This is a genomic window from uncultured Chitinophaga sp., from assembly GCF_937874145.1.
GTDB lineage: Bacteria > Bacteroidota > Bacteroidia > Chitinophagales > Chitinophagaceae > Chitinophaga.
Genome location: NZ_CALNBI010000025.1, coordinates 12,281 through 33,415, shown reverse-complemented (window position 1 = coordinate 33,415; position 21,135 = coordinate 12,281). Strand labels below are relative to the sequence as shown.

Genomic DNA, 21,135 nt, shown 5'->3' with positions numbered 1-21,135 from the left:
AAGAAGATTGAGTCACATTGTATAAACATCTGTAATAACCAATTGTTAACTTAAATCGGCATTTTTTGAGGGTTAACCGTACTCGACAATCTTATCAATTGATAATCAAAAGAAAGGGTCAGGTATGAAGATGTCCACATCTGACCCTTTTTATATGCGGGGTTGCGATGAAACGGCCGTTAGCGGCCAGCGAATTTATAACCCAGCGTTACACCAAAAGAAGTGTTGCGGCGGGAATTGTCGCTGTTGCCATTCTGACTGATGTTCACGAGGCCAAGATCCGCATACAGCCCGAAGTTCAGGCCCTGCGGCAACTCGTAACCAAACTGGAGATTGGCGCCGGCGTCGAAACGCTTGATGTCATTGTCCCAGTCGATATCACGGCTGCCCGTGATGCCCCAGGCCTGCCCTTCGATCTTGCCACCCAGGCCCATGGCCAGGTACGGTCCCGCACCAAGGTAAAGGTTACCGGCACCAACTTCAGGTTTGAACATAAAGTTTACCGGAAGCTCCAGGTAATGGATGCGCATCTTTCCTTCAAGATTGCCGTTTGACTCCTTGCCGCCTTTGCCGGAATACAGCAGGCTGGGCTGGATAAAGAACTCGTCTGCCAGCGGAAGATCCACGGTAACACCTGCACGCAGGCCCGTTAATAAGTCGCTGGTCTCCTTGTTGCCGTTAATTTTATACGTCTGGCTGGAGAATTGCGGTCCTGCCACCACGCCGAATTGTACCTGGGCGAATGTGGCGCCTGCCATCAGCATGGCTGCAACGGACAAGAGAACTTTTTTCATGTTATGTTTTTGTTGTTTTAGGAAAATGTTGCTTACGGATGAAAAGCATTAACTATAAACTGCCGTAGGGTTGAAATTGTTTATTTGCTCCGGCCCAGCAGGTAACCTACAGAAAAGCTCCAGACACGGTTCTTTCCTTTATCGTCGGAACTGTTGTCGGTCCCGGAAAGGATTTTACCAAACCCAAGCCCGTACTGTGCAGACACGAGGAAGTTCCCGAATTCTACACCTGCCAGGAGGTTACCGCCGTAATCGAATCTTTTGTACTTGTCATAACCCTGGTTGGGGTCGCCGTCGTTGAACGGGGTGTCGTCGTCCCACTTGATATTGCTTTCGCCAGTGGTTTTCACACCTGCAACGGTAGACTCATACTTGTTCTTGCCACCCACGCCGAATGCCGCGTAAGGACCGGCGCCCAGGAAGATGCGGGTATCCTGGCCAACGGGGATTTTACCCACGAAGTTTACCGGGATTTCTATGTAGCTGGGATTGGTGGTCGTTTTGAAGTAGGCCAGGCTGCCCTCTTCTCCCCTTTCGATCTTGGTACCTTTACCCGAGTAAAATACGCCGGGTTGCAGTGCGAGAATGGGAGAAAGCGGAATGTCCGCGATGGCGCCGATGTGGAAAGAATTATAAGAGCGGCCTTTGTCGACGGAGCCGCTGTTGGCGTCGGAAATGTTGGCCACGTTCCAACCGCCCTTTACACCTACTCTGACCTGGGCCATTGCAGCAACCGACATGCCGATCGCCACACAAGTTAACATCATCTTTTTCGTCATAACCTAAAGTTTTGGTGATGACTGGTGAATTCCAAAGAACGTGCCAAAGCAAAGTAAAGTCGTTTTAATGACCTGACGCACAACCTATTACACGCGCCTATTTTCGGTTAAGCCCAGATTCTTCCCGTTGCAGGAATTCATCTAATTGGGTTACGCCGAGGCGTTTGGCCAGGATTTTTTTCCGCTCGTCGAGGAGATATACGACGGGTGTTGCATATACGTCGTAGGTTTTACGGTAGTTGGTCGTGTACCCGGGGTCCCAGGCATGGATCCAGCCGGACATTTTGTGGTCGCGGATGAATTTGATCCATTCTTCCCGGGTTCCGTCGGTGCGTACCCCCAGCATGGTAACGCCTTTATTTTTCCAGCTGGCCTTCCAGGCGGAGTCGAGTTTCGGCACTTCCGTAACGCAGTGCCCGCAGGTGGGGTCCCAAAAAACGACGACGGTATATTTGGATTTGATGCTGTACAGCGAAGCGTTGCGGGCGGAGGTATCTTTCAGTTCCAGCGGCGCGGCCTGCTGCCCGATGAGATTCGGCGCGATCGTATAGGCGCGGCTGATGATCTTCTCCTTATATTCCGGCGTGATCCAGTAAGCGTCTCCGGTTACGTAGTATTTCTCTACCAGGTGCACGAACACGGCGTCCATCCCCATCACGGGCGAAGTTTCGTAAGTATGCGTGAGCCACCAGAGAACGAACTTGAAAGATTCCTTGTCCTTTTTCGTTTTGGCGAGCACCTGGTCTGCTTCTACAATTATAGAATCCGGCAGCGGCGCCACCAGTTGCTTGAAATAGCGCTCGAGGCGGGCTTCGAGGATGGGCGTGCGCACCAGGCGGCCGTCGGCCAGGTTGAAATCGTCCCAGTAATGCGCTTTATAATATCGGTATGGATAGGTGGAATCGGGTTTGCCGTCGGGGCCCGTGGGGATCGCCTGGACCTTCGGTTCCTTCATGGCTTTGAAAAGGCTGGCGAGGAGGGATGCGGGGTGACGGGTGATGACGTCCGCGCGGTATTCGTTCAGTTTTTTGCCGAAGGCTTCGGACAGGGGCCGGAGGGCGGCGGAGTCCGCGGCGGTGCGGGCGGCGGCTGATCTGGCCTGGAGGTCGCGGGTATTTTCGCGGATGAAGGCGTTGTAGTCGCTGAAGAGCGTATTGTCGGGGCTCCCCGTAAAAGTGGCCCCCGTCAGGTCCGCCGGATCGGCCTGGATGGCGAAGCGCTGCTGCTTGTCGAGCAGGATCTCGAAATACTGCTGCTTTCCGGGCAATACGATCAGGTAAATACCGCCGGGAAGCGTTTCCGTGCCTTTCAGCACTGCCATACCCTGGGCGTTGATCTGTGCGGAATCCATCACATACGTGGTTTTACCCATGTAATGACCGAGATAAAGCGTGCCGGATTGCACGTTCCGGAGCGTCACGGAAATCTGGTAACCCTGCGCGTTTAGGGACGAAACGCTGCAAAGGCAGCCAAGCAGGAGAGAAAGCAGTTTTTGCATAGGAACAATAAAAGTAAATAAAACCGTCCTACCTTTGCACCCGTGAGGAAAAAAAATGTAGTACTTGAAAATGTGCCCGTAACCGGCTATGCCGCGGAAGGCAAAGCGCTTGCGCGGGTCGATGGCAAGGTCGTATTCATTGAAGGCGGCGTGGTGCCCGGCGATGTGGTGGATGTTCGCCTGTCGAAGAACAAAAAGGACTGGGCCGAAGGCAAGGCCACGAACATCCGCAGCTATTCCCCTCAGCGGACGGAGCCCTTCTGCGAACATTTCGGCCTTTGCGGAGGTTGTAAATGGCAGATGCTGCCTTACGAACAACAAATGGCCTACAAGCAACAGCAGGTAGAAGACCATCTCCGCCGGATCGGCCACCTCAGCTTCCCGCCCCTGGAACCCATTCTCGGCGCGGAGCATACCCGCCGTTACCGCAACAAGCTGGAATTCACTTTTTCCAATAAAGCATACCTGACCGACGCGGAAATGCCGGCCAAAGGGGAAGAAATTCCCCGCCGCAACGCCCTAGGCTTCCACATCCCGCGCCTTTTCGACAAAGTGCTGGATATCAACACCTGCCACCTCATGGAGGAGCCGGCCAACCAAATCAAAAATACCATCCGGGACTATGCCGAAAAGCATGGCCTGTCTTATTATGATATCCGCCAGCAACAGGGCTGGCTGCGCAACCTCGTGCTGCGCATCTGCTCCACCGGTGAAGTGATGGCCAATCTCGTGGTGCACCATGAGGACGAAGCCCTGAAAGGCCTCCTCGACCACTTGCGCGAGCAGGTTCCGGCCATCAGCACCCTGCTTTATACCATCAACCCGAAAAAGAACGACACTATCTTTGACCTCGAGCCGAAAATCTGGTTTGGCAAGGGTTATGTAGAAGAGAAGCTGGAAGACTTTACGTTCAAGATCGGGCCCAAGTCGTTTTTCCAGACCAACACCTACCAGGGCGAGGCCTTATATAAAGTAACCCGAGAATTTGCCGGGCTTACCGGCAACGAAACGGTGTACGATTTGTACTGCGGAACAGGCAGCATCGGGATTTTCGTGTCGCGGCAGGCGAAGAAAGTGGTGGGGATCGAACTGATTCCCGAAGCGATCAGCGATGCGCGCGAGAATGCGGCCGCCAACGGCGTTGCCAACGCGGAATTTTTCGCGGGAGATGTGATCGATATTGCGGATGATGCATTTTTCGCCGCCCACGGCGCGCCGGACGTCATTATCACCGACCCTCCGCGCGCGGGCATGCACGAAAAACTGACGGCCAAACTGCTGGAAGTGGCGGCGCCCCGCATCGTGTACGTATCCTGCAACCCCGCCACGCAGGCGCGCGACCTCGCATTGCTGAGCGAAAAATACACGATCGAAAGGGTGAGGCCGGTGGACATGTTCCCCCACACCCACCATATCGAGAACGTAGTGCTGTTGCAGCGCAAATATTAATTATTGCAGATAGAAGTGTGGAAATGAGATTGACAGTAACCATCACGAACAAGTATCGGTCATGAGCGAGTTTAGACCCGGAAGATTCCAGGTATTACCCCTGGTCATCAAGTATTTGTTAATCATTAACGTCGTAGTCTGGCTGGCACAGGTGGCTTTGCAAAGCATGTACGGCTTCAGCCTGAGCGATTTTCTCGGGCTGCGGTACTGGGGCTCCGAGCATTTCAGGCCGCACCAGTTCATCACCCACCTGTTCCTGCATGACGAAAGCAATTTCCTGCATGTTTTCTCAAACATGTTTGCTCTGTGGATGTTCGGTTCCACCCTCGAAAACCGCTGGGGGCCAAAGCGATTCCTCAATTTCTACCTGATCTGCGGGCTCGGCGCGGCGTTTTGCCACGAAGCCGTGCTCACCTACGAAAATATGCAGCTGACCAACCTGGCCCAGCAATTTTATGACCAGCCCACGCTCGATAATTTCCGGGTGATCGTCAGCAAATACAACCTGGACCAGATGCAGAGCTACGTGGAAGCGTGGTCGCAATTGCCGCCGGACTCCGACCAGATGGTATGGCAGGCCCGGCATTTCGTCTCCGTTTTTGTGGAACAATACAGAAATGTTCCGACGGTAGGGGCTTCCGGTGCGGTTTTTGGAGTATTGCTCGCATTTGGGTATTTGTACCCCAACCAATATCTGTTCATCATCCCCATCCCCTTCCCGATCAAAGTAAAATATTTCATCGGCGGGTATATTTTATGGGAATTGTATGTCGGATTCAAGAACCAGGCGGGCGACAACGTAGCGCATTTCGCGCACCTGGGCGGCGCGCTTTTCGCTTATATCCTGTTGAAGATATGGCGGGAAAGAAGCAGCCCCCGCAGTTATTGACCTTTTAAAATCGTATTTTTGCATACAAACACCAGCGCCATGGAAGTAGCAGAAAAAGAGCGGACCCCGGGACTGTCCCTGGGCGAAGAAAAAAACATGGTAACCCAGCTTCTGCTAGTGAACATTACCGTTTTCATTCTCCTGTACTTCATCAAGATCATCTATCTCATGGAAGAGTACGGCGAACCCGCTTTCGTGCGCGACATCCTGTCCAACACGATCGTTTCGGCCACGCCTTCCACCCTTCTCTCCAAACCCTGGACACTGCTCACCGCGATGTTCGCGCACATGGATTTCTGGGATATTTTCAGCAATATGGTCTGGCTTTTCGTGTTCGGCACCATTCTCCAGCAGCGCGCGGGTTACAAGCAGATCCCCGTGGTGTATGTGCTGGGCAGCTTCGCCGGATATGCTACTTATATGGCCGCAGTCAACCTGTTGCCCGGCGTATTTCCACCGGTGACGGCGGGCACCGGGATTATGGGCGCACATGCCGCCGTGATGGCTATGGCGGCGGGCGTTACGTTCCTTTCGCCGGGGCTCCGCGTGTTTCCACAGCTCTGGCGCGGAGGCGTGCCGGTGTGGATTTTCTTCGGCATCTTCCTCCTGCTGCACCTCGCTTCCGTTTCCGTGGGCGACGGCAGTATCAGCCACCTGGCGTTCATGGCCGGAGGCGCCATTGCAGGCGCTTTGCTGGCGATCGCGTTTAAAAACGGCAGCCGCTTCGGCGATAAAGCTTTTGATGTCTTCTACAACATCACCCATTACTTCGATCCAAAAAAAAAGTTGAGCCGCAAGGCTAGTGCGGAGGCCGCTACTTTCCCCGAGCCGCCCTCCCGCAATCCCATGCCCTTCGTAAAAGTGGGCCATGTGCCGGAGCACCGCGTCAACGAAATCCTCGACAAAATCAACGACCAGGGCATGGAAAGCCTCTCCCCGGAAGACCGCGAAATCCTCATCCGCGCCAGCCGAGAAGAAGAATAACACAGATTTTACGGAAATTCCCCTGCGGCTGACGTATCTTAGTATGGAAACAATCCCATACCCCGTTACCCGTCATGAAATCATTGCTGCTTCGCCTCCTTCGCATCGGAACATTCATTTTTGCAGGTTTGCTCGTTGCCTCCGCCTGGCTGCCCCTTTTCAGACCGGTAGATTACCTGCCGATAGGCTTCGCCGGCACTATGTACCCCGTTTTCCTGGTTATATGCATCCTGGCGCTCGGCGGTTGGCTGGCAGCGAAAAGGAAAGAATGGAAAGTTCCCCTGGTGGCGATCCTCCTTTCTCTCCGCGGGCTGATCCCCTACGTCGCAGTAGGCGGAATCCGCGGTGATGTGGAACCCGGCGATAAGTCGTTCAGCATCATGACGTTCAACTCCAGCAGCATGGGGCTCCTATTCTACAAAACCGATACATCGGTCGTAAAACGCATCCATACCGTACTCGCCGAAACCTCGCCAGACATCCTCTGCATCCAGGAATTTTACACCAATACCGCCCCCGACCTCACTCATCACCTCGATACCATCGCGGCCAGGGGCCGGTATCCTTACCACTACTTCGTCCCGCATTACATCAACTGGAAAACCTGGTTCTACGGCACCGTCGTTTTTTCCCGGTTTCCGATCCTCGACACGGCCAGCATAGATTTCAAAGGCGGTTACAACCGTAACGAAGACCTCCTCCGCCTGCGCCTCAACGTGCACGGCGACACAACCACGCTGCTGGTGGCCCACTTCGCGTCGTACCAGCTTTCCAACGAGCTCTACAACCTGAGCAGGGCGCTCCTTCCCTACGTCGGGCGCCGTAAGACCAAAAAACTGATCGCCTGGCAGGCGGATGTGATGAAGGAGGAAGTGAATAAATCGAGATACCCCGTAATCGTGGCGGGCGATTTCAACGACGTGCCCCTTTCCTACACCTACCGCACCGTCCGCGGCAGCCGCCTGCAGGACGCCTGGCTGCAAAGGGGCTTCGGCCTGGGCAGAACGTTTTCAGCCATTTCCCCCACCCTGCGGATCGATTACATCCTGCCCGATAAAAGCTTCCAGGTGGAATCGGTGAATGTTTACCGCTCGAAAGAACTGCAACATTTTCCGCTCATGACGCGTTTATCTCTTCGCCGGTAGCTGCGTTTGTCACACAATAAAGAGTTTTCACATACGAAACCGGCTGTTCCACAACCCGACTTTACAATTATTAACGTATTGTCAATTAATGACTTAAATTTATAGCAGCCAAACATTTGACCTGTTGAAATTTTTACGACTTTTTACAAAAGGATTTTTCCTGACGGTGAATATCCTTGTTGTGGTGTTTTTTCTGCTTGCCTGCCTGGTCCCTTTTATTTCCCCGGAAAGGTTTTGGCCGATCAGTTTCCTCACGCTGGGTTTCCCCTTCCTGCTGGGTATCCTCGTATTGTTCCTCGTATTCTGGCTGATTTTCCACGCGCGGTATGCGCTCATCCCACTGGTGGCCATGCTGCTCGGCTGGAAATCGGTTTCATCCTTCGTGGCGCTGCGCTGGCCGCAGAACTGGGATACGGCCGACCGGCCGGACGGGAGCTTTAACGTGATGAGTTTCAACGTGGCTTTGTTCGGGTTGTACAGCCAAAAGAACAGCAAGCCCGTGCGGGATTCCATTTTCAGGCTGATAGAACGGTTTGAGCCGGATGTGCTCTGCCTGCAGGATTTTTATACTTCGGAAAAGAAGAACGATTTCAATAACCGGGAGGATATTTCGCGGGAGCTGGATATGCCGCACCGTTTTTTTTCGAGCGATTTCAACCGGAACGGCACCCAGCACTGGGGGTCCATCATCTTCTCGAAATTCCCCATCATCCGGTCAGACAAGGTTAAATTGTCCAGCGGCCCGCTGGGCGAAAGCCTCATTTACGCCGATATCCTGAAAGGAGAAGATACCATCCGCATCGTGAACATGCACCTGGAATCCTTCCGTTTCAACAAGGAAGATTACCAGTCGATCAACAAGGTGAAGGCCCAGAAAGACACGGGGCTCGTGGCCACGCGCGGCATCATGAACAAAATGCGGGACGCTTATATCCGCCGGAGCCGCCAGGCCAATATCGTAGCCGGTTTCATCCGGACCAGCCCGCACCCGGTGGTGGTTTGCGGCGATTTCAACGACACCCCGGCCAGTTATACCTATTACACCATCCGCGGCAACCTGAACGACGCTTTCCTGCAGAAAGGCAGCGGTGTCGGCAGAACTTTCTCCGGCATCTCGCCCACGCTTAGGATCGATTACATCTTTGCAGACCCCGCTTTTTACATCCACGGCTTCCGAACCATCCAAACCGACCTCAGCGATCATTACCCCGTGATCACCAACCTGCGGCTCGGGGAGGATGAATAGGATTCATAAGTTTGTCGGCGCCTTTTGGCTAAAAAATTCGAAATTAGGGTGATAAAATACGAAATTCGCCCCTCGAACCTTTTGATATGTCAGAACAGCTTAAACTACACAATACCCTAAGCCGACAAAAAGAAGTTTTCACACCCTTGTACCCCGGTCACGTGGGCATGTATGTGTGCGGGCCCACCGTTTCGGGGGAGTCTCACCTTGGCCATGCGCGCCCGTACATCACGTTCGACGTGTTGCAGCGGTACCTGATCCATCTCGGCTACAAAGTGCGGTATGTCCGCAATATCACCGATGCCGGGCATTTTGAGGAAGAAGGAAGGGATGCGGAAGACAAGATCGCTAAAGGCGCGCTGCTGGAGAAGCTGGAGCCCATGGAACTGGTGCAGAAATATACCAATATCTTCCATTGGGCGATGGAACGCCTCAACAACCTTCCGCCCAGCATCGAGCCCACGGCCACCGGCCATATCGTGGAACAGATCGAAATGATCAAGAAGATCATCGCCGACGGCTTCGCTTACGAAGCCAACGGATCGGTGTACTTCGACGTGAAGAAATATTCCGAACAGCACCATTACGGCATCCTCAGCGGCCGCGTCATCGAAGACCAGCTGGAGACCACCCGCGAGCTCGACAACCAGGACGAGAAGCGGAACAAGGTCGACTTCGCGCTGTGGAAAAAAGCGCCGCCCGAGCACCTCATGCGCTGGCCAAGCCCCTGGGGCGACGGCTTCCCCGGATGGCATATCGAGTGCTCGGCCATGAGCAAAAAGTACCTGGGCACGCAGTTCGACATTCACGGCGGCGGCATGGACCTCCAGTTCCCCCACCACGAATGCGAAATCGCCCAAAGCACCGTAGCGCACGGCGATATGATGGCCCGTTACTGGGTGCATAACAACATGATCACCATCAACGGAAAGAAGATGGGGAAAAGCTACGGCAACGTGATCCGCCTGACGGACCTCTTCGCCGGCACGCACCCGCTGCTGGAACAAGGCTACAGCCCCATGACCATCCGTTTCTTCATCCTGCAGACCCATTACCGCTCCACGCTCGACTTCTCCAACGAAGCGCTGCAGGCCGCGGAAAAAGGGCTCGCGCGCCTCTGGGCCGCTTTCGAAACGCTCCAGAAACTGGCATACACCGGCAACGGAGCGCCCATCAACGAAGAGCTCGACAAGCAGGTGCGCGCCTTCTGCGACGATTGCGCCACCGCCATGAACGACGACATCAGCACCGCCCGCGTGCTCGCCAACCTCTTCGAGCTGGCGCCCATAATCAATTCGCTCCGCGGCGGACAGGTGAAGATGCACGAGATCAGCGAATCCACTTTCGCCCTGCTCAAAACCACCTGGCAGACGTACCTGGTCGATATCCTGGGGATGCGCTCCGAAGAAACCGCCGATACCGGCAAGCTCGACGGCGTGCTGCAGCTCCTGATCGATATCCGGAAAGAAGCCAAAGGCAGGAAAGATTACGCGACTTCCGACAAAATCCGCAACCAGCTGCAGGCTATCGGCATACAGCTGAAAGACGAGAAAGACGGGACCGTGTCGTACGCCATCGATTAATGACTTGATATGACACCGCACGAAGTTTACATCCAGCATCTTCGTAAGGATAAAAAACTGCAAAAGATCGTCTCCGCCCCGCTGGCCGTGCTGCCGGTGCGGAAAAACATCGCGCTGAAGCTGATCGGTTCCATCATGAGCCAGCAGCTTTCCACCCGCGTGGCGGAGGTGATCTACGGCAGGTTCCTGGCGCTCTACGGCGGCAGGGAACCCAAACCTCAACAGATTCTTGACACGCCGCCCGAAACCCTCCGCGCCATCGGGCTTTCCAACGCGAAAGTTTCATACGTCCATAACGTGGCCCGCTTCGTGATCGAAGAAAAACTCACCGACGCGCGCCTCCGCAAAATGTCGGACGAAGAAGCGATCGGATACCTCACCCGCATCAAAGGCGTGGGCAGGTGGACGGTCGAAATGCTGCTGATGTTTTACCTCGGCCGCGAAGATATTTTCTCCCCCGACGACCTCGGCATCCAACAGGCGATGACGCTGCTTTACAAGCTGGACCCCGCCGACAAGAAACAGCACCGCCTCCGGCTGCTGGAACTGTCCGCCAAATGGGCGCCCTACCGCACGCACGCATGCCGGTACCTCTGGGCCTGGAAGGATGGTGAAAAATAAATGGATTATCAGGGAATATTGTAGGAAACGATGTAGGTCGTATCAGTCTCGGTATCTGCCTCGATCAGCCCCACGCCTTTAGCGTAAAAGCTGGTGAGCACTGTTTGCGCGGGCACCAGCGGCGGCACGGAAACTTCCGTCCGGACGCCGATCACGCTTTCGAACCGTTGCCCGGCCACTTCCTTCGCCGTCCCTTTCTGCATAATGGTATGTGTAATGGTGGCATTGACAGAACCGGCCATCGGTATATCGATCAGCATCATTTCCGTCCAGGAGCCGCCGAGGTTGACGTTTTCGCGCAGGTAAACGCTGCGGACCGGATCGGCAGGCGCGCCGGGGATGCCGGAGAAGTCCGCAAACTGTTCATACATCCCGTTGCCGCAACGGAAAAGGCCTTTTGTTCCATCGTCCATATCCTCCAATACGCGCCAGACTTCGCCGTTCAGCGTGGAATCGCCGGTGGCTTTGAGGGAAAACCGGAGCGTATCGCTGGTTCCATCGACCATATTATAGGAAAACGTGGCGCCGTCGGAATAGGGCGCATAATCGCAGGTTTGACCCTTAAACGGGTCTTCCTGGCTTTTTTCCTTTTTGCAGGACACGAAGGCCAATGCTGCCACGGCCAGTAATAGTCTCACTTTCATGAATATGCAGTAACAGTACTAAGTTACCGGATATTTTCTAAAGTTTATTATGTATGAATTACACTTATTTAGAAAATATTTAAAGAAAAACTTGATAACTTAACGATCTGTCTGAATCGAGTTATATATCTGAATCTTGAAAAACCGTGTTGTTTGAAAATCCGTGTATTTGAAAACCTTTATTGCTGAATCAAAAATCTGAATCGAAAATTTGAATCAAAAATCTGAATCGAGTGTCTGAATCGTCACCAGACCAGTTACTATTTTTTTGACCCAAACCTAACACGTTACAGTTATGCGAAGAATTCCACGTTATGGCGGAGCCATGCTCATGGCTGTGCTCGCCGTCTTTTCAGGAGACATGCCCGTCTCCCACGCTCAATCCACATCCCAATCTACCCAGCAGCTCACGGTCAGAGGCAAAGTCAGGGACGCGAAGAACGTGTCGTTGCCCGGCGTGACGGTTGTGGTGAAGGGAACGACCAAAGGCACGGTTACGGATGAAAAAGGGAATTTCACGCTGCCCGGCGTGGAGCCCAATGCCGTGCTGGTACTGCAATTCATCGGGTACGAAAGCCAGGAGTTCCCCGTACAGGGCGCCAGCACCGTCACCATCACGCTCAAAGAGACCGAGAGCCAGCTCGACGAGTACGTGGTAACGGGATATGGCACCACCAAGAAGGTTACCAAAACCGGATCGGTGAGCACTGTAAAAGGGGACGAAATCAAGCAAGCGCCAACAGTGAACGTTTCCAACGCATTGGTGGGCCGCGTTTCCGGGCTGATGGCCCTCAACAACAGCGGCGAGCCCGGTTACGACGGTTCCCGGATCCTCATCCGCGGCCGGTCCACTTTCAACAACTCCGATCCGCTTGTGGTGATCGATGGCATCCCGCGCGACGGGTTCCAGCGGCTGAATCCTAACGACATCGAGAATATTTCGGTGTTGAAAGACGCATCGGCCGCGATTTTCGGCTCCCGCGCGGCCAACGGCGTTATCCTCATCACTACCAAACGCGGTAAATCGGGCAAGCCATCGCTGAGCTACAGCTTCAACCAGGCTTTCACGCAGCCCACGCGTATCCCCGAGATGGCGGACGCGCCCACGTATGCCAAAATCGTGAACGAAATCAACGTCAATTCCGGTGCGGCGGCGCCATTTACAGACGAAGACATTCAGAAGTTCGCTTCCGGCTCCGATCCCTGGACGCACCCCAACACCGATTGGGTGGACGCGGTGGTGAAGCCCCTCAGCAGCCAGAACCGTCACGACCTCTCGCTGCGCGGCGGGTCCGACAAATTCATTTACTTCCTTTCGCTGGGGACGCTTTTCCAGGATGGTATTTTCAAGGAAAGCGCCACCAAATACCGGCAGCATAACGTCCGCATCAACCTGGACGCCAACGTCAACAAGTATTTCACCGTTCGCCTCGATGTGGCGGGCCGGCTGGAAGACAGGAATTTCCCGCCCAGGAGCGCCGGTTCCATCTTCCGCGCGCTGCTCCGCGGCCGCCCCACCGAAGCCGCCATCTGGCCGAACGGGCTTCCCGGGCCGGATATCGAATACGGCGACAATCCCGTGGTAACCAGTACCAACCAGATCGGTTACCAGCGCGACAAAACCTACGTCATCAACTCCAACCTCGGCGCGATCCTGTACATCCCGCAGGTGGAAGGCCTCTTCCTCGACGCCAACTTCGCGCTCGACCAGAACTTCAATTTCAACAAACGCTTCATCAAACCCTGGACCCTGTATTCCTTCAACGGGTTCGACGGCAACGGCCAGCCCCAGGTTTCAGGTTCCAACCGCGGCGTGGCGGCACCCGAGCTGGACGAGTGGTTCAACCAGGGACAGAATATAACGCTCAACGGTAAGATCAACTACCTCCGGACATTCGGGAAACACAATGTAGGCGCGATCTTCGCGATCGAACGCAGTGAGCAGAAAGGCGATGCGGCCTGGCTGCGGCGGAAGTATTACCTGTCCACCTCGGTAGACCAGATCAACGCCGGTTCGAATGACGAAAAAGACAACAGTGGCAGCGGTTTTGAATACGCGCGCCTCAATTATTTTGGCCGTTTGTCCTACAACTTCTCCGAGAAATACCTGTTCGATTTCAACTGGCGGTACGATGGATCGCAGAACTTCCCTGAAGGGCGCAGGTTCGGCTTCTTCCCCGGCGTTTCTGCCGGCTGGGTGATGAGCAGCGAGCCTTTCTGGAAATCCACCTTCGGCACCACGATGGATTATTTTAAGATCCGGGCGTCGTACGGGCAGATGGGGAACGACCTGATCAGGGCTTTCCAGTATGTACAGACTTACAACATCATCCCGAACGGCCCTGTTTTCGGCGGTACGCCCAACAGCGCCATCAACCCTTCCACCATCCCCAACCCGTTCATCACCTGGGAGCGTTCGAACAACACCGACATCGCGCTGGAAACGAAGCTCTTCAACGGTTTGATCGGCGTAGAAGCGGAGTTCTTCTTCACACATCGTAAAGACATCCTCGCGCCCCGCCAGGCTTCCATCCCCCTGTACACCGGCATGACGCTGCCGGACGAAAACATCGGGGAAGTGAAAAATAAAGGCGTGGATATCCACCTTTCGCACAAGCGCACCGTGCGCAAATTCACGTACGAGATCATCGCGAATATCTCGCATGCGAAAAACAAGATCGTGAACTGGGACGAAGCACCGAATACGCCCGAATGGCAGAAGGTGACCGGCAAACAAATCGGCGCGCCGCTGTATTACAAAGCCATCGGTATTTTCCGAGACGACGCGCATGTGCAAAGCTATCCCCGTGTGGGCGGCGCCAGGGCAGGCGATATTATTTTCGAAGACATCGCAGGAACCGGCGGCCTGAAGCCCGACAACGAAATCACCGACCTGGACCGCATCCGGGTAGACCGGTCGGAATACCCCACCTGGAACTACGGCCTTACCCTCGCGGCCAACTACCGCAATTTTGATGTTACCATGCTTTGGCAGGGCGCCACGGGATCGAGCCAGTACATCCGTACGGAATCCGGGCTGATCGGCAACTTCCCCATGAAGATCGCCAACGACCGCTGGACGCCGGATAATATCGATGCAACGATGCCAAGGCCGTACGACCGTGACCGTGAGTACTGGGTAAGCCGCGCCAACACTTTCTGGTTCTGGAACACCGATTACCTGCGGCTGAAGACGGTGGAACTGGGGTACACCATCCCCGAAAGCCTCCGCAAACGCGTAGGGATCGAAGATCTGCGTATTTACGTGAGCGGCCAGAACCTCGTCACGTTCGACAAAGTGAAGATTTTTGACCCGGAATCACCGTCCGGCAGCGGCCAGTTCTATCCGCAAACGCGCATCTTCAACGTCGGCCTTAACCTCACTTTATAAAAACCAAGCGTCATGAAAAGATTATTCCAACACTTTACATATATGTTCCTCGCGGCGATGCTACTGGTGTCAGGCGCGTGCAACAAAGACCTGCTGAATAAGAAGCCGCTGAACGATTACCGGGACGAAGACGTATGGAAAGACCCCGCGCTGGTGGTGGCTTACGTCAACAACCTGTACCTGCAGATGCGGCATGGCTTTAATGAGGTGATGATCAGTTCCATTTCGGATGAAAGCCGGTTTATTCACAATTATGAAACGCAGACGGTGGTAACCGAAGCGCTGTCGCCCGACGCGCTGGGCGCCATCGGCACGCAGTTCGGCGAATGGGAGAAGCATTACCGCGCGATCCGGAACTGTAATATTTTCTTCGAAATGGTAGACAAGGTTCCGTTTACCGACCAGGCGCAGAAGGACCGCCTGACGGGGGAAGTGCACTTCATGCGGGCCTACTTCTATCATATGCTGGTGAAATTCTGGGGCGGGGTGCCGTTGGTAAAGCAGCCTTTCTCCCTGGAAGACCGTGCGGCCATGCTGATCCCGCGCGCATCGTTTAAGGAATGCGTCGATTTCATCGTGGAAGACTGCGACAAGGCGATCAGCATCCTGCCGGTCCGCCACGAGCAACCCGGGCGCGCTACCAAATATGCCGCACATGCGTTGAAATCACGGATCCTGTTGTTTGCCGCCAGCCCGCTGTTTACCGACCCGATCGAGAAGCAGCCATTTACCTGGTACGAGGGCGTGAGCGCTGAAGACCGTTACAAAAAGGCGCTCGCAGCCGCGCAGGCCATCATTGACTCGAACGTGTTTACGCTGTATAAGCCCACATCCAATCCGGTGGACAATTACACGCGGGTATTCCTGGACAAGGATAATTCGGAGATCATTTATTCCCGGTACTTCAACCGACAGTTCCAGGGCACTTCGCATGATAAATTCAACGGTCCCAACGGCTATCACAACTGGGGCGGAAACGTGCCGCTGGAAAACTTCGTGTCCGGTTACCAGATGAACGACGGCACGCCTTTCAGCTGGGCCAATACCGCACATGCGGCTAAGCCCTATGTCAACCGCGATCCGCGTTTTTATGCTACTATCCTTTATCATGGCGCGAAGTGGAAGAAGCGCCCCAGCGATGCCATCGCCCTCGATCCGGTCGGCGAAATCCAGACTGCGCGATGGGAAAAGAAAAATGACCAGGGCGTTGTCAGCGTAGTAAACGGGTTGGACACCCGCAGCAGTGCGATCGAAAACTGGAACGGCACCTACACGGGGTATTACCTGCGCAAGTTCATGGACATCAACCTGGATGCGCAATTCTTCCTGGGCGACCAGGCCTGGCCCTGGTTCCGTTATGCCGAGATCCTGCTGAATGCGGCGGAAGCGCATATCGAGCTCGGGGAATATGACAAGGCGCGCCCGCTCATCAACCAGATCCGCACCCGCGCCGGCATGCCGGCTTTGGATAATTCCGTTACGGGAGATGCGCTCCGGCAGGCATATCGTTATGAACGCCGTTATGAGCTGGCTTTCGAAGAACACCGATATCACGATGTGCGCCGCTGGAAGATCGGGGAAACCGCTTTCTCCGGCCCGGCCAATGCGATCGACATCATGGGTAAGCTTAATCCCGACAATTCGCTCACCTGGACGTACAAAGTGGTGAACAGCGGGCAGGACCGCGTCTTCTCCGAAAAGCATTACCTGGCGCCGATCATGGCGACGGAAATCAGGAGAAATAAGGATGTGCTGCAGAACCCGAAGTATCCCAAATAACAATTCATTAATAAATCAACCGACAATAGCACACAAACGCCGCCTTCCCAGGTTGGCGGCGTTTGTGTATTCTATACGCTATCCCATGCAAAAAATATTTCAGGCGTTTTGAATTTTGTATAGGGTTTAGTTGTACTTTCGTCTTCCTGATTAACGATCCATTAACAACTTTAGCGCGTCAGCAGCTTACAGACAGATTGAATACACCCCAGGCACAGTGATTTCCGTTCGAGCTAAAAACTATCGATAACAATAAATCAACGATCTGCTCACATTTACTTAATGTCCACTTAATGTTGGCTTAATGACACAGCTGGAACTTTGTGTCGTGATTACAAACGCACTTACTGATCCAGAGAAGTTAACTATTAAAACATAGAAGAAATGAAAAAGACATTTGTTGCAGCTCCAAAACGATTTTTAACGGCAGCCTTGCTGGTAATCGGCATTTCGATGCAAACATTCGCGCAGGATCGCGCTTTCGCCTATGCGGCCGAAGAACCGGCCAAACGCGAAACCCGCGCTGAAAAAGCTCCTGAAGCCGCCAATTACATGGCGCAAAGAGGGTGCAAAATCGATATCTCACAGGATGGCGCCCGCGGGCTCAGGTTCCTCGTGCATATCGATAACCCCATGCAGGACAAGCTCACCCTCTACATCAAAGACACGAACAACAACACGCTTCACAAAGAAGCGCTTGATCTGACTTCACCCAGGTTTGTTGGCCGTTACAACCTCGAAAAGCTGGAAGACGGCGATTATACCTTTGAAATCAGAAATGGAAAAAATAAACTGGAAAAATCCGTTGTTATCAAAACGCAGTACATGGTGAACCGCGCCGTGTCTGTCGAATAACCCCCGGCCTTCCAGCCATGCAATCCCTCACAGGCAGCCCGTGACCCGTTCACCGGCTGCCTGTTTTGTTAACACCAAAAACAAAAAGGCCCGCACATCCGGCGGGCCCTGTTTATTTCAATTCGTTTATCCTACAACATCGCCTGGTACAAGGTTTCCATCATGTTCTCCCGCACTTTCAGCGACGACAGTTTATAGTTCGACCCCCCGTTCGGGCAAACCCTGTTGCTCAGGAACACGAACGCCAGGTTGTACTGCGGGTCGATCCACACGCAGGTGCCCGTGAACCCGGTGTGGCCGTACGTTTGCGGGGAGCAGGACTTGCAGGGATAGGGGTCTTTCCTTTTCGCATTGTCTTTTTCCGGTTTGTCCCACCCCAGCCCGCGGCGGCTGATACCGGAATGGTACCCGGTAAACATCTGGATGGTTGCGGGGCGGATGTATTGCACACCGTTGTAAGCGCCGCCGTTCATGAGCATCTGCACGAGCACGCCGAGGTCGCCGGCGCTGGAGAAGAGCCCTGCATGGCCGGCAACCCCGCCGAACATGGCGGCGCCGGGATCATGCACATCGCCGCGGATCCACTGCACCCTGAAATTGGATTCGAACTCTGTGGGCACCAGCCGCGTGAGCGCCAGGCGGCTTCTCGGTTCGAAGCCGGTGGTTCCCAGGCCGAGGGGTTCGTAAAATGTTTCGCGTACGTAATGATCCAGCGTTTGGCCGGTTAGTGCTTCCACGATCTTGCCGAGGAAAATGAAGTCGTTGTCGCTGTAAATGTATTGCCGGCCCGGGGGTACCACTTTGCTGTCGAGGATGCGGCGGAACATGGTATCGATGTAGCGTTCCTGCATGTAGAGGTTTTCCGCTACGCGAACGGTGTGCATCGAATCCTGGTGGGCGGCGAACAGCAGCGTGTCCGGCCAGCCGTTGGGCATGAGGGTTTCCCTGTAAAAAGGAATATATGCGACCAGGCCCGCCTGGTGCAGGAGGATGTCGCGGATGGTAAGGCGCGCTTTGTCGGTGCCGCGAACCCAGGGCAGGTAGGTGCCAAGCGTAGCGTCGAGCTGGAGCTTGCCTTCGTCGTACAACTTCATGACAGACAAAGTGGTAGCGCAGATTTTCGTCACGGAAGCGAGGTCGTACACCGAGCTGTCGGTCACTTTTTCGCGCTGGCTGTAATCGTAGAAACCGAAGTTTTTATGATAGACCATTTTGCCGTTTTTCAGCGCGACGATCTGGCAGCCGGGGGCGGCGCCCTGGGCGATCATGTCGTAAGCCAGCGAGTCGAGCCTTTGCAGGATGGCGCTGTTCATGCCAACGCTTTCCGGCTCAACGGTCTGCACCCCGGTAACGGCCGGTGTTTCAGGAACCAGGCTGGTAAGGCCGGTGCCGAATGGGAAGTTCTCGCAAACGGTAACCGGCAATTTCCCTTTGGGTTGCAGCTTGCCGAAAATCACGTCGGCAGCGGCGCGGTGCGTGATGCTGTCGTCTTCATATGCGGCGATGATGGTCGGCGCTTCGCAGAAGTAACGGATGGCGTAAGGATTGCCGAAGGTCACGGTCACGGCGGGCATTTCTTCCTGGATTTGTTTTATGACGGCCCTTTCCGCACGGGTGATGCCGTAATTGTGGGCGGGGCGGCGGCTGTAATTCTGCAGCGCCACGATTACCGCGTCGTAATCCCGTTTCAGCACTTTCACCATCCCGGCGATCTGCGCTTCGGTTTGGCGAGGGCTGAACACATATCCGGCGGCATCAGGCCGATGTGCGCGCACGGCGTTCAGAAAAGTATTGTTGCCGCCATCTACCCCAACCGCCACTACAGCGATTTTCTGCCGGCCCGCAACGGGAGACATGGGCAACAGGTGGTTATCGTTCCGAAGAACGGTGATCGCTTCTTCCGAAATCCTGCGGCGGAGCGGCAGCACGTCGGCGTTCAGATCTTTTGCAATATTAAGCGGATCGATCGTTTGTACGTTGGCCAGGCCGGTTTCGTACTTGGCGCGGAGGATTTTCTTCACCCGCATGTATACTTCCTCGCGGGAAATCTGCCCTTTCCTGATGGCGGTGGCGATGGCCTGTACGCTGCCTTTCGCGGTGGATGGGAGCTCCATGAGGTCGTTCCCTGCGAGCAGGCTCTGCAGCGACTCCTGGCCGTTGCTGTAATATTTGCGGATCCCCTGCATCTCCAGCGCGTCCGTCACCACGATACCGTCAAAACCCATGTCTTTCTTCAGCATGTCGGTAACGGTTTTGTAGGAAATAGACGTGGGCGTATTGGCTTTGTTATCGATGGCGGGAACATTGAGATGCGCGATCATCACCGAAGCCACACCGGCTTCGATGGCGCGGCGGAAGGGATACAATTCCAGGGAATCGAGGCTGGCGAGCGATTTCCGGATCACGGGCAGATCGTGGTGGGAATCCACATCCGTGTCGCCGTGACCGGGGAAGTGCTTGGCGCAGGCGAGGATGCCCGCGTCCTGCATGCCTTTGATCATGGCCACGCCGAGTCGCGCCACCTGGTATTTGTCTTCGCCGAAAGACCGGTCGTTGATAACGGGGTTTTCCGGGTTATTGTTGACGTCGAGCACCGGCGCGAAGTTGTACTGGATACCCATGCGGCGGCACTGTTCGCCGATGGCTTTGCCGACTTCGTAGATGAGCGCGCTGTCCTGCACCGCGCCCAGCATGAGGTTGCGGGGGAATGCGATCACGCTGTCGACGAACCGCATGCCCAGGCCCCATTCGCCGTCTACCGCCACGAGGAGCGGTGTTTTGCTGGTGGCCTGCAGCCGGTTGACGAGATTAGCCTGGCGGCCGGGGCCTCCCTGAAAGGTAACGATCCCTCCCACTTTCACGTTCCTGATATCATTGAGCACGGCGGCCACGTGATCGGCGCCAAGGTTGGAATGCACGCGGATCATGATCAGCTGGGCGATCCTTTCCTCATGACTCAGGGAGTTGAAAACGCTGTCGGCCCATCGCTCCGCCGGGCCGGGACCGGGGCGGGCCTGCCGGGTGATGTCCGTATGGGGGTATGGTTTAGCATGGATATTTTCCGGCCGGGCGGAAGCCGCCATGAGCAGTCCGCTCAGCCCTGCTACCGTTATTAATCTCATCATGTCATAAACATAACAAAAAAAGAGTGGACGAACCAGGGGGAATTGACTGACGGCGAACGCATTGCATTAAACAAATATATCTTTAGGACGGATGGTCAAGCGGCGATTTTTGCGATTTAAACGCCGTCTAGGATTTTCCTTCTTTTTTTGAATTACGTTTACTAATTTGACTGATACATTTGTGAGAATTCAGTAATTACAATTTTAATTACCAACTCATTCAATTTCTTATTATATTTGCACCTTACGGTTCGTTGGTAGATGAACCTTTTTGGGGCGCTGGCTGTAAGAAGAAACGTCTTGAAACGAACCTGTAAACAAGCGCAAGTCTATTGCTTGCGGCGAATTTTTAT

15 protein-coding genes are annotated in these 21,135 nt (G+C 54.6%); 10 read left to right on the top strand and 5 right to left on the bottom strand.

Annotated features, from left to right (window positions below):
* Nucleotides 1-179: 179 nt before the first annotated feature.
* From Q0510_RS01095 to Q0510_RS01085, 3 genes are all read right to left on the bottom strand, one after another.
* Entirely contained in the window at nt 180-794 is a 615-nt protein-coding gene (locus Q0510_RS01095) for a porin family protein (protein ID WP_298707440.1), read from the bottom strand.
* 80 nt (nt 795-874) lie between these two features.
* A complete protein-coding gene (locus tag Q0510_RS01090; RefSeq protein ID WP_298707439.1) occupies nt 875-1,573 on the bottom strand; it encodes a porin family protein in 699 nt (232 codons plus the stop codon).
* A 97-nt stretch (nt 1,574-1,670) separates the two neighbouring features.
* Nucleotides 1,671-3,071: a TlpA family protein disulfide reductase gene (locus tag Q0510_RS01085; protein WP_298707437.1), complete on the bottom strand. Its 1,401-nt coding sequence runs from the start codon at nt 3,069-3,071 to the stop codon at nt 1,671-1,673.
* A 42-nt stretch (nt 3,072-3,113) separates the two neighbouring features.
* Here Q0510_RS01085 and rlmD point away from each other — a divergent pair, with 42 nt between their 5' ends.
* The 7 genes from rlmD to Q0510_RS01050 all read left to right on the top strand — a co-directional run bounded on the left by rlmD (nt 3,114) and on the right by Q0510_RS01050 (nt 10,988).
* Nucleotides 3,114-4,520 carry a 23S rRNA (uracil(1939)-C(5))-methyltransferase RlmD gene (rlmD, locus tag Q0510_RS01080; RefSeq protein WP_298707435.1) on the top strand — a complete coding sequence of 469 codons (1,407 nt, stop codon included), beginning with the start codon at nt 3,114-3,116 and terminating at the stop codon, nt 4,518-4,520.
* A gap of 61 nt (nt 4,521-4,581) precedes the next feature.
* Nucleotides 4,582-5,409: a rhomboid family intramembrane serine protease gene (locus Q0510_RS01075; RefSeq protein ID WP_298707434.1), complete on the top strand. Its 828-nt coding sequence runs from the start codon at nt 4,582-4,584 to the stop codon at nt 5,407-5,409.
* Between the two features lie 18 nt (nt 5,410-5,427).
* Entirely contained in the window at nt 5,428-6,393 is a 966-nt protein-coding gene (locus Q0510_RS01070; RefSeq protein ID WP_298707433.1) for a rhomboid family intramembrane serine protease, read from the top strand.
* A gap of 74 nt (nt 6,394-6,467) precedes the next feature.
* Nucleotides 6,468-7,538, top strand: a complete 1,071-nt coding sequence (locus Q0510_RS01065) for an endonuclease/exonuclease/phosphatase family protein (RefSeq protein WP_298707432.1) — start codon at nt 6,468-6,470, stop codon at nt 7,536-7,538.
* Between the two features lie 166 nt (nt 7,539-7,704).
* On the top strand, nt 7,705-8,784 hold the full coding sequence (locus Q0510_RS01060; RefSeq protein WP_298707430.1) for an endonuclease/exonuclease/phosphatase family protein: 1,080 nt from the start codon (nt 7,705-7,707) through the stop codon (nt 8,782-8,784).
* 86 nt (nt 8,785-8,870) lie between these two features.
* Nucleotides 8,871-10,367, top strand: coding sequence for a cysteine--tRNA ligase (gene cysS, locus Q0510_RS01055; protein WP_298707428.1), 1,497 nt, complete (start codon nt 8,871-8,873; stop codon nt 10,365-10,367).
* A 9-nt stretch (nt 10,368-10,376) separates the two neighbouring features.
* Nucleotides 10,377-10,988 carry a DNA-3-methyladenine glycosylase 2 family protein gene (locus tag Q0510_RS01050; protein WP_298707426.1) on the top strand — a complete coding sequence of 204 codons (612 nt, stop codon included), beginning with the start codon at nt 10,377-10,379 and terminating at the stop codon, nt 10,986-10,988.
* An 8-nt stretch (nt 10,989-10,996) separates the two neighbouring features.
* Here the strand turns inward: Q0510_RS01050 and Q0510_RS01045 are convergent, their stop codons facing one another.
* Nucleotides 10,997-11,632: a hypothetical protein gene (locus Q0510_RS01045; RefSeq protein WP_298707424.1), complete on the bottom strand. Its 636-nt coding sequence runs from the start codon at nt 11,630-11,632 to the stop codon at nt 10,997-10,999.
* 295 nt (nt 11,633-11,927) lie between these two features.
* Here Q0510_RS01045 and Q0510_RS01040 point away from each other — a divergent pair, with 295 nt between their 5' ends.
* The 3 genes from Q0510_RS01040 to Q0510_RS01030 all read left to right on the top strand — a co-directional run bounded on the left by Q0510_RS01040 (nt 11,928) and on the right by Q0510_RS01030 (nt 17,657).
* Complete coding sequence (locus Q0510_RS01040; RefSeq protein WP_298707422.1) at nt 11,928-15,023, top strand: TonB-dependent receptor; 3,096 nt, start codon at nt 11,928-11,930, stop codon at nt 15,021-15,023.
* A 12-nt stretch (nt 15,024-15,035) separates the two neighbouring features.
* Nucleotides 15,036-16,802: a RagB/SusD family nutrient uptake outer membrane protein gene (locus tag Q0510_RS01035; protein ID WP_298707420.1), complete on the top strand. Its 1,767-nt coding sequence runs from the start codon at nt 15,036-15,038 to the stop codon at nt 16,800-16,802.
* A gap of 384 nt (nt 16,803-17,186) precedes the next feature.
* Nucleotides 17,187-17,657: a hypothetical protein gene (locus Q0510_RS01030; protein WP_298707418.1), complete on the top strand. Its 471-nt coding sequence runs from the start codon at nt 17,187-17,189 to the stop codon at nt 17,655-17,657.
* A gap of 131 nt (nt 17,658-17,788) precedes the next feature.
* Here the strand turns inward: Q0510_RS01030 and Q0510_RS01025 are convergent, their stop codons facing one another.
* The gene (locus Q0510_RS01025) at nt 17,789-20,782 is read right to left on the bottom strand and encodes a glycoside hydrolase family 3 N-terminal domain-containing protein (protein ID WP_298707416.1); all 2,994 of its coding nucleotides are present in this window, start codon (nt 20,780-20,782) and stop codon (nt 17,789-17,791) included.
* Nucleotides 20,783-21,135 lie beyond the last annotated feature (353 nt).

Bases quoted from the DNA above. Each gene is read 5' to 3' on its own strand.
- Q0510_RS01085 (WP_298707437.1), bottom strand. From the start codon at position 3,071: ATGCAAAAACTGCTTTCTCTCCTGCTTGGCTGCCTTTGCAGCGTTTCG.
- cysS (WP_298707428.1), top strand. From the start codon at position 8,871: ATGTCAGAACAGCTTAAACTACACAATACCCTAAGCCGACAAAAAGAA.
- Q0510_RS01025 (WP_298707416.1), bottom strand. From the start codon at position 20,782: ATGATGAGATTAATAACGGTAGCAGGGCTGAGCGGACTGCTCATGGCG.
- Q0510_RS01095 (WP_298707440.1), bottom strand. From the start codon at position 794: ATGAAAAAAGTTCTCTTGTCCGTTGCAGCCATGCTGATGGCAGGCGCC.
- Q0510_RS01065 (WP_298707432.1), top strand. From the start codon at position 6,468: ATGAAATCATTGCTGCTTCGCCTCCTTCGCATCGGAACATTCATTTTT.
- Q0510_RS01035 (WP_298707420.1), top strand. From the start codon at position 15,036: ATGAAAAGATTATTCCAACACTTTACATATATGTTCCTCGCGGCGATG.
- Q0510_RS01030 (WP_298707418.1), top strand. From the start codon at position 17,187: ATGAAAAAGACATTTGTTGCAGCTCCAAAACGATTTTTAACGGCAGCC.
- Q0510_RS01050 (WP_298707426.1), top strand. From the start codon at position 10,377: ATGACACCGCACGAAGTTTACATCCAGCATCTTCGTAAGGATAAAAAA.
- Q0510_RS01040 (WP_298707422.1), top strand. From the start codon at position 11,928: ATGCGAAGAATTCCACGTTATGGCGGAGCCATGCTCATGGCTGTGCTC.
- Q0510_RS01075 (WP_298707434.1), top strand. From the start codon at position 4,582: ATGAGCGAGTTTAGACCCGGAAGATTCCAGGTATTACCCCTGGTCATC.
- Q0510_RS01045 (WP_298707424.1), bottom strand. From the start codon at position 11,632: ATGAAAGTGAGACTATTACTGGCCGTGGCAGCATTGGCCTTCGTGTCC.
- Q0510_RS01090 (WP_298707439.1), bottom strand. From the start codon at position 1,573: ATGACGAAAAAGATGATGTTAACTTGTGTGGCGATCGGCATGTCGGTT.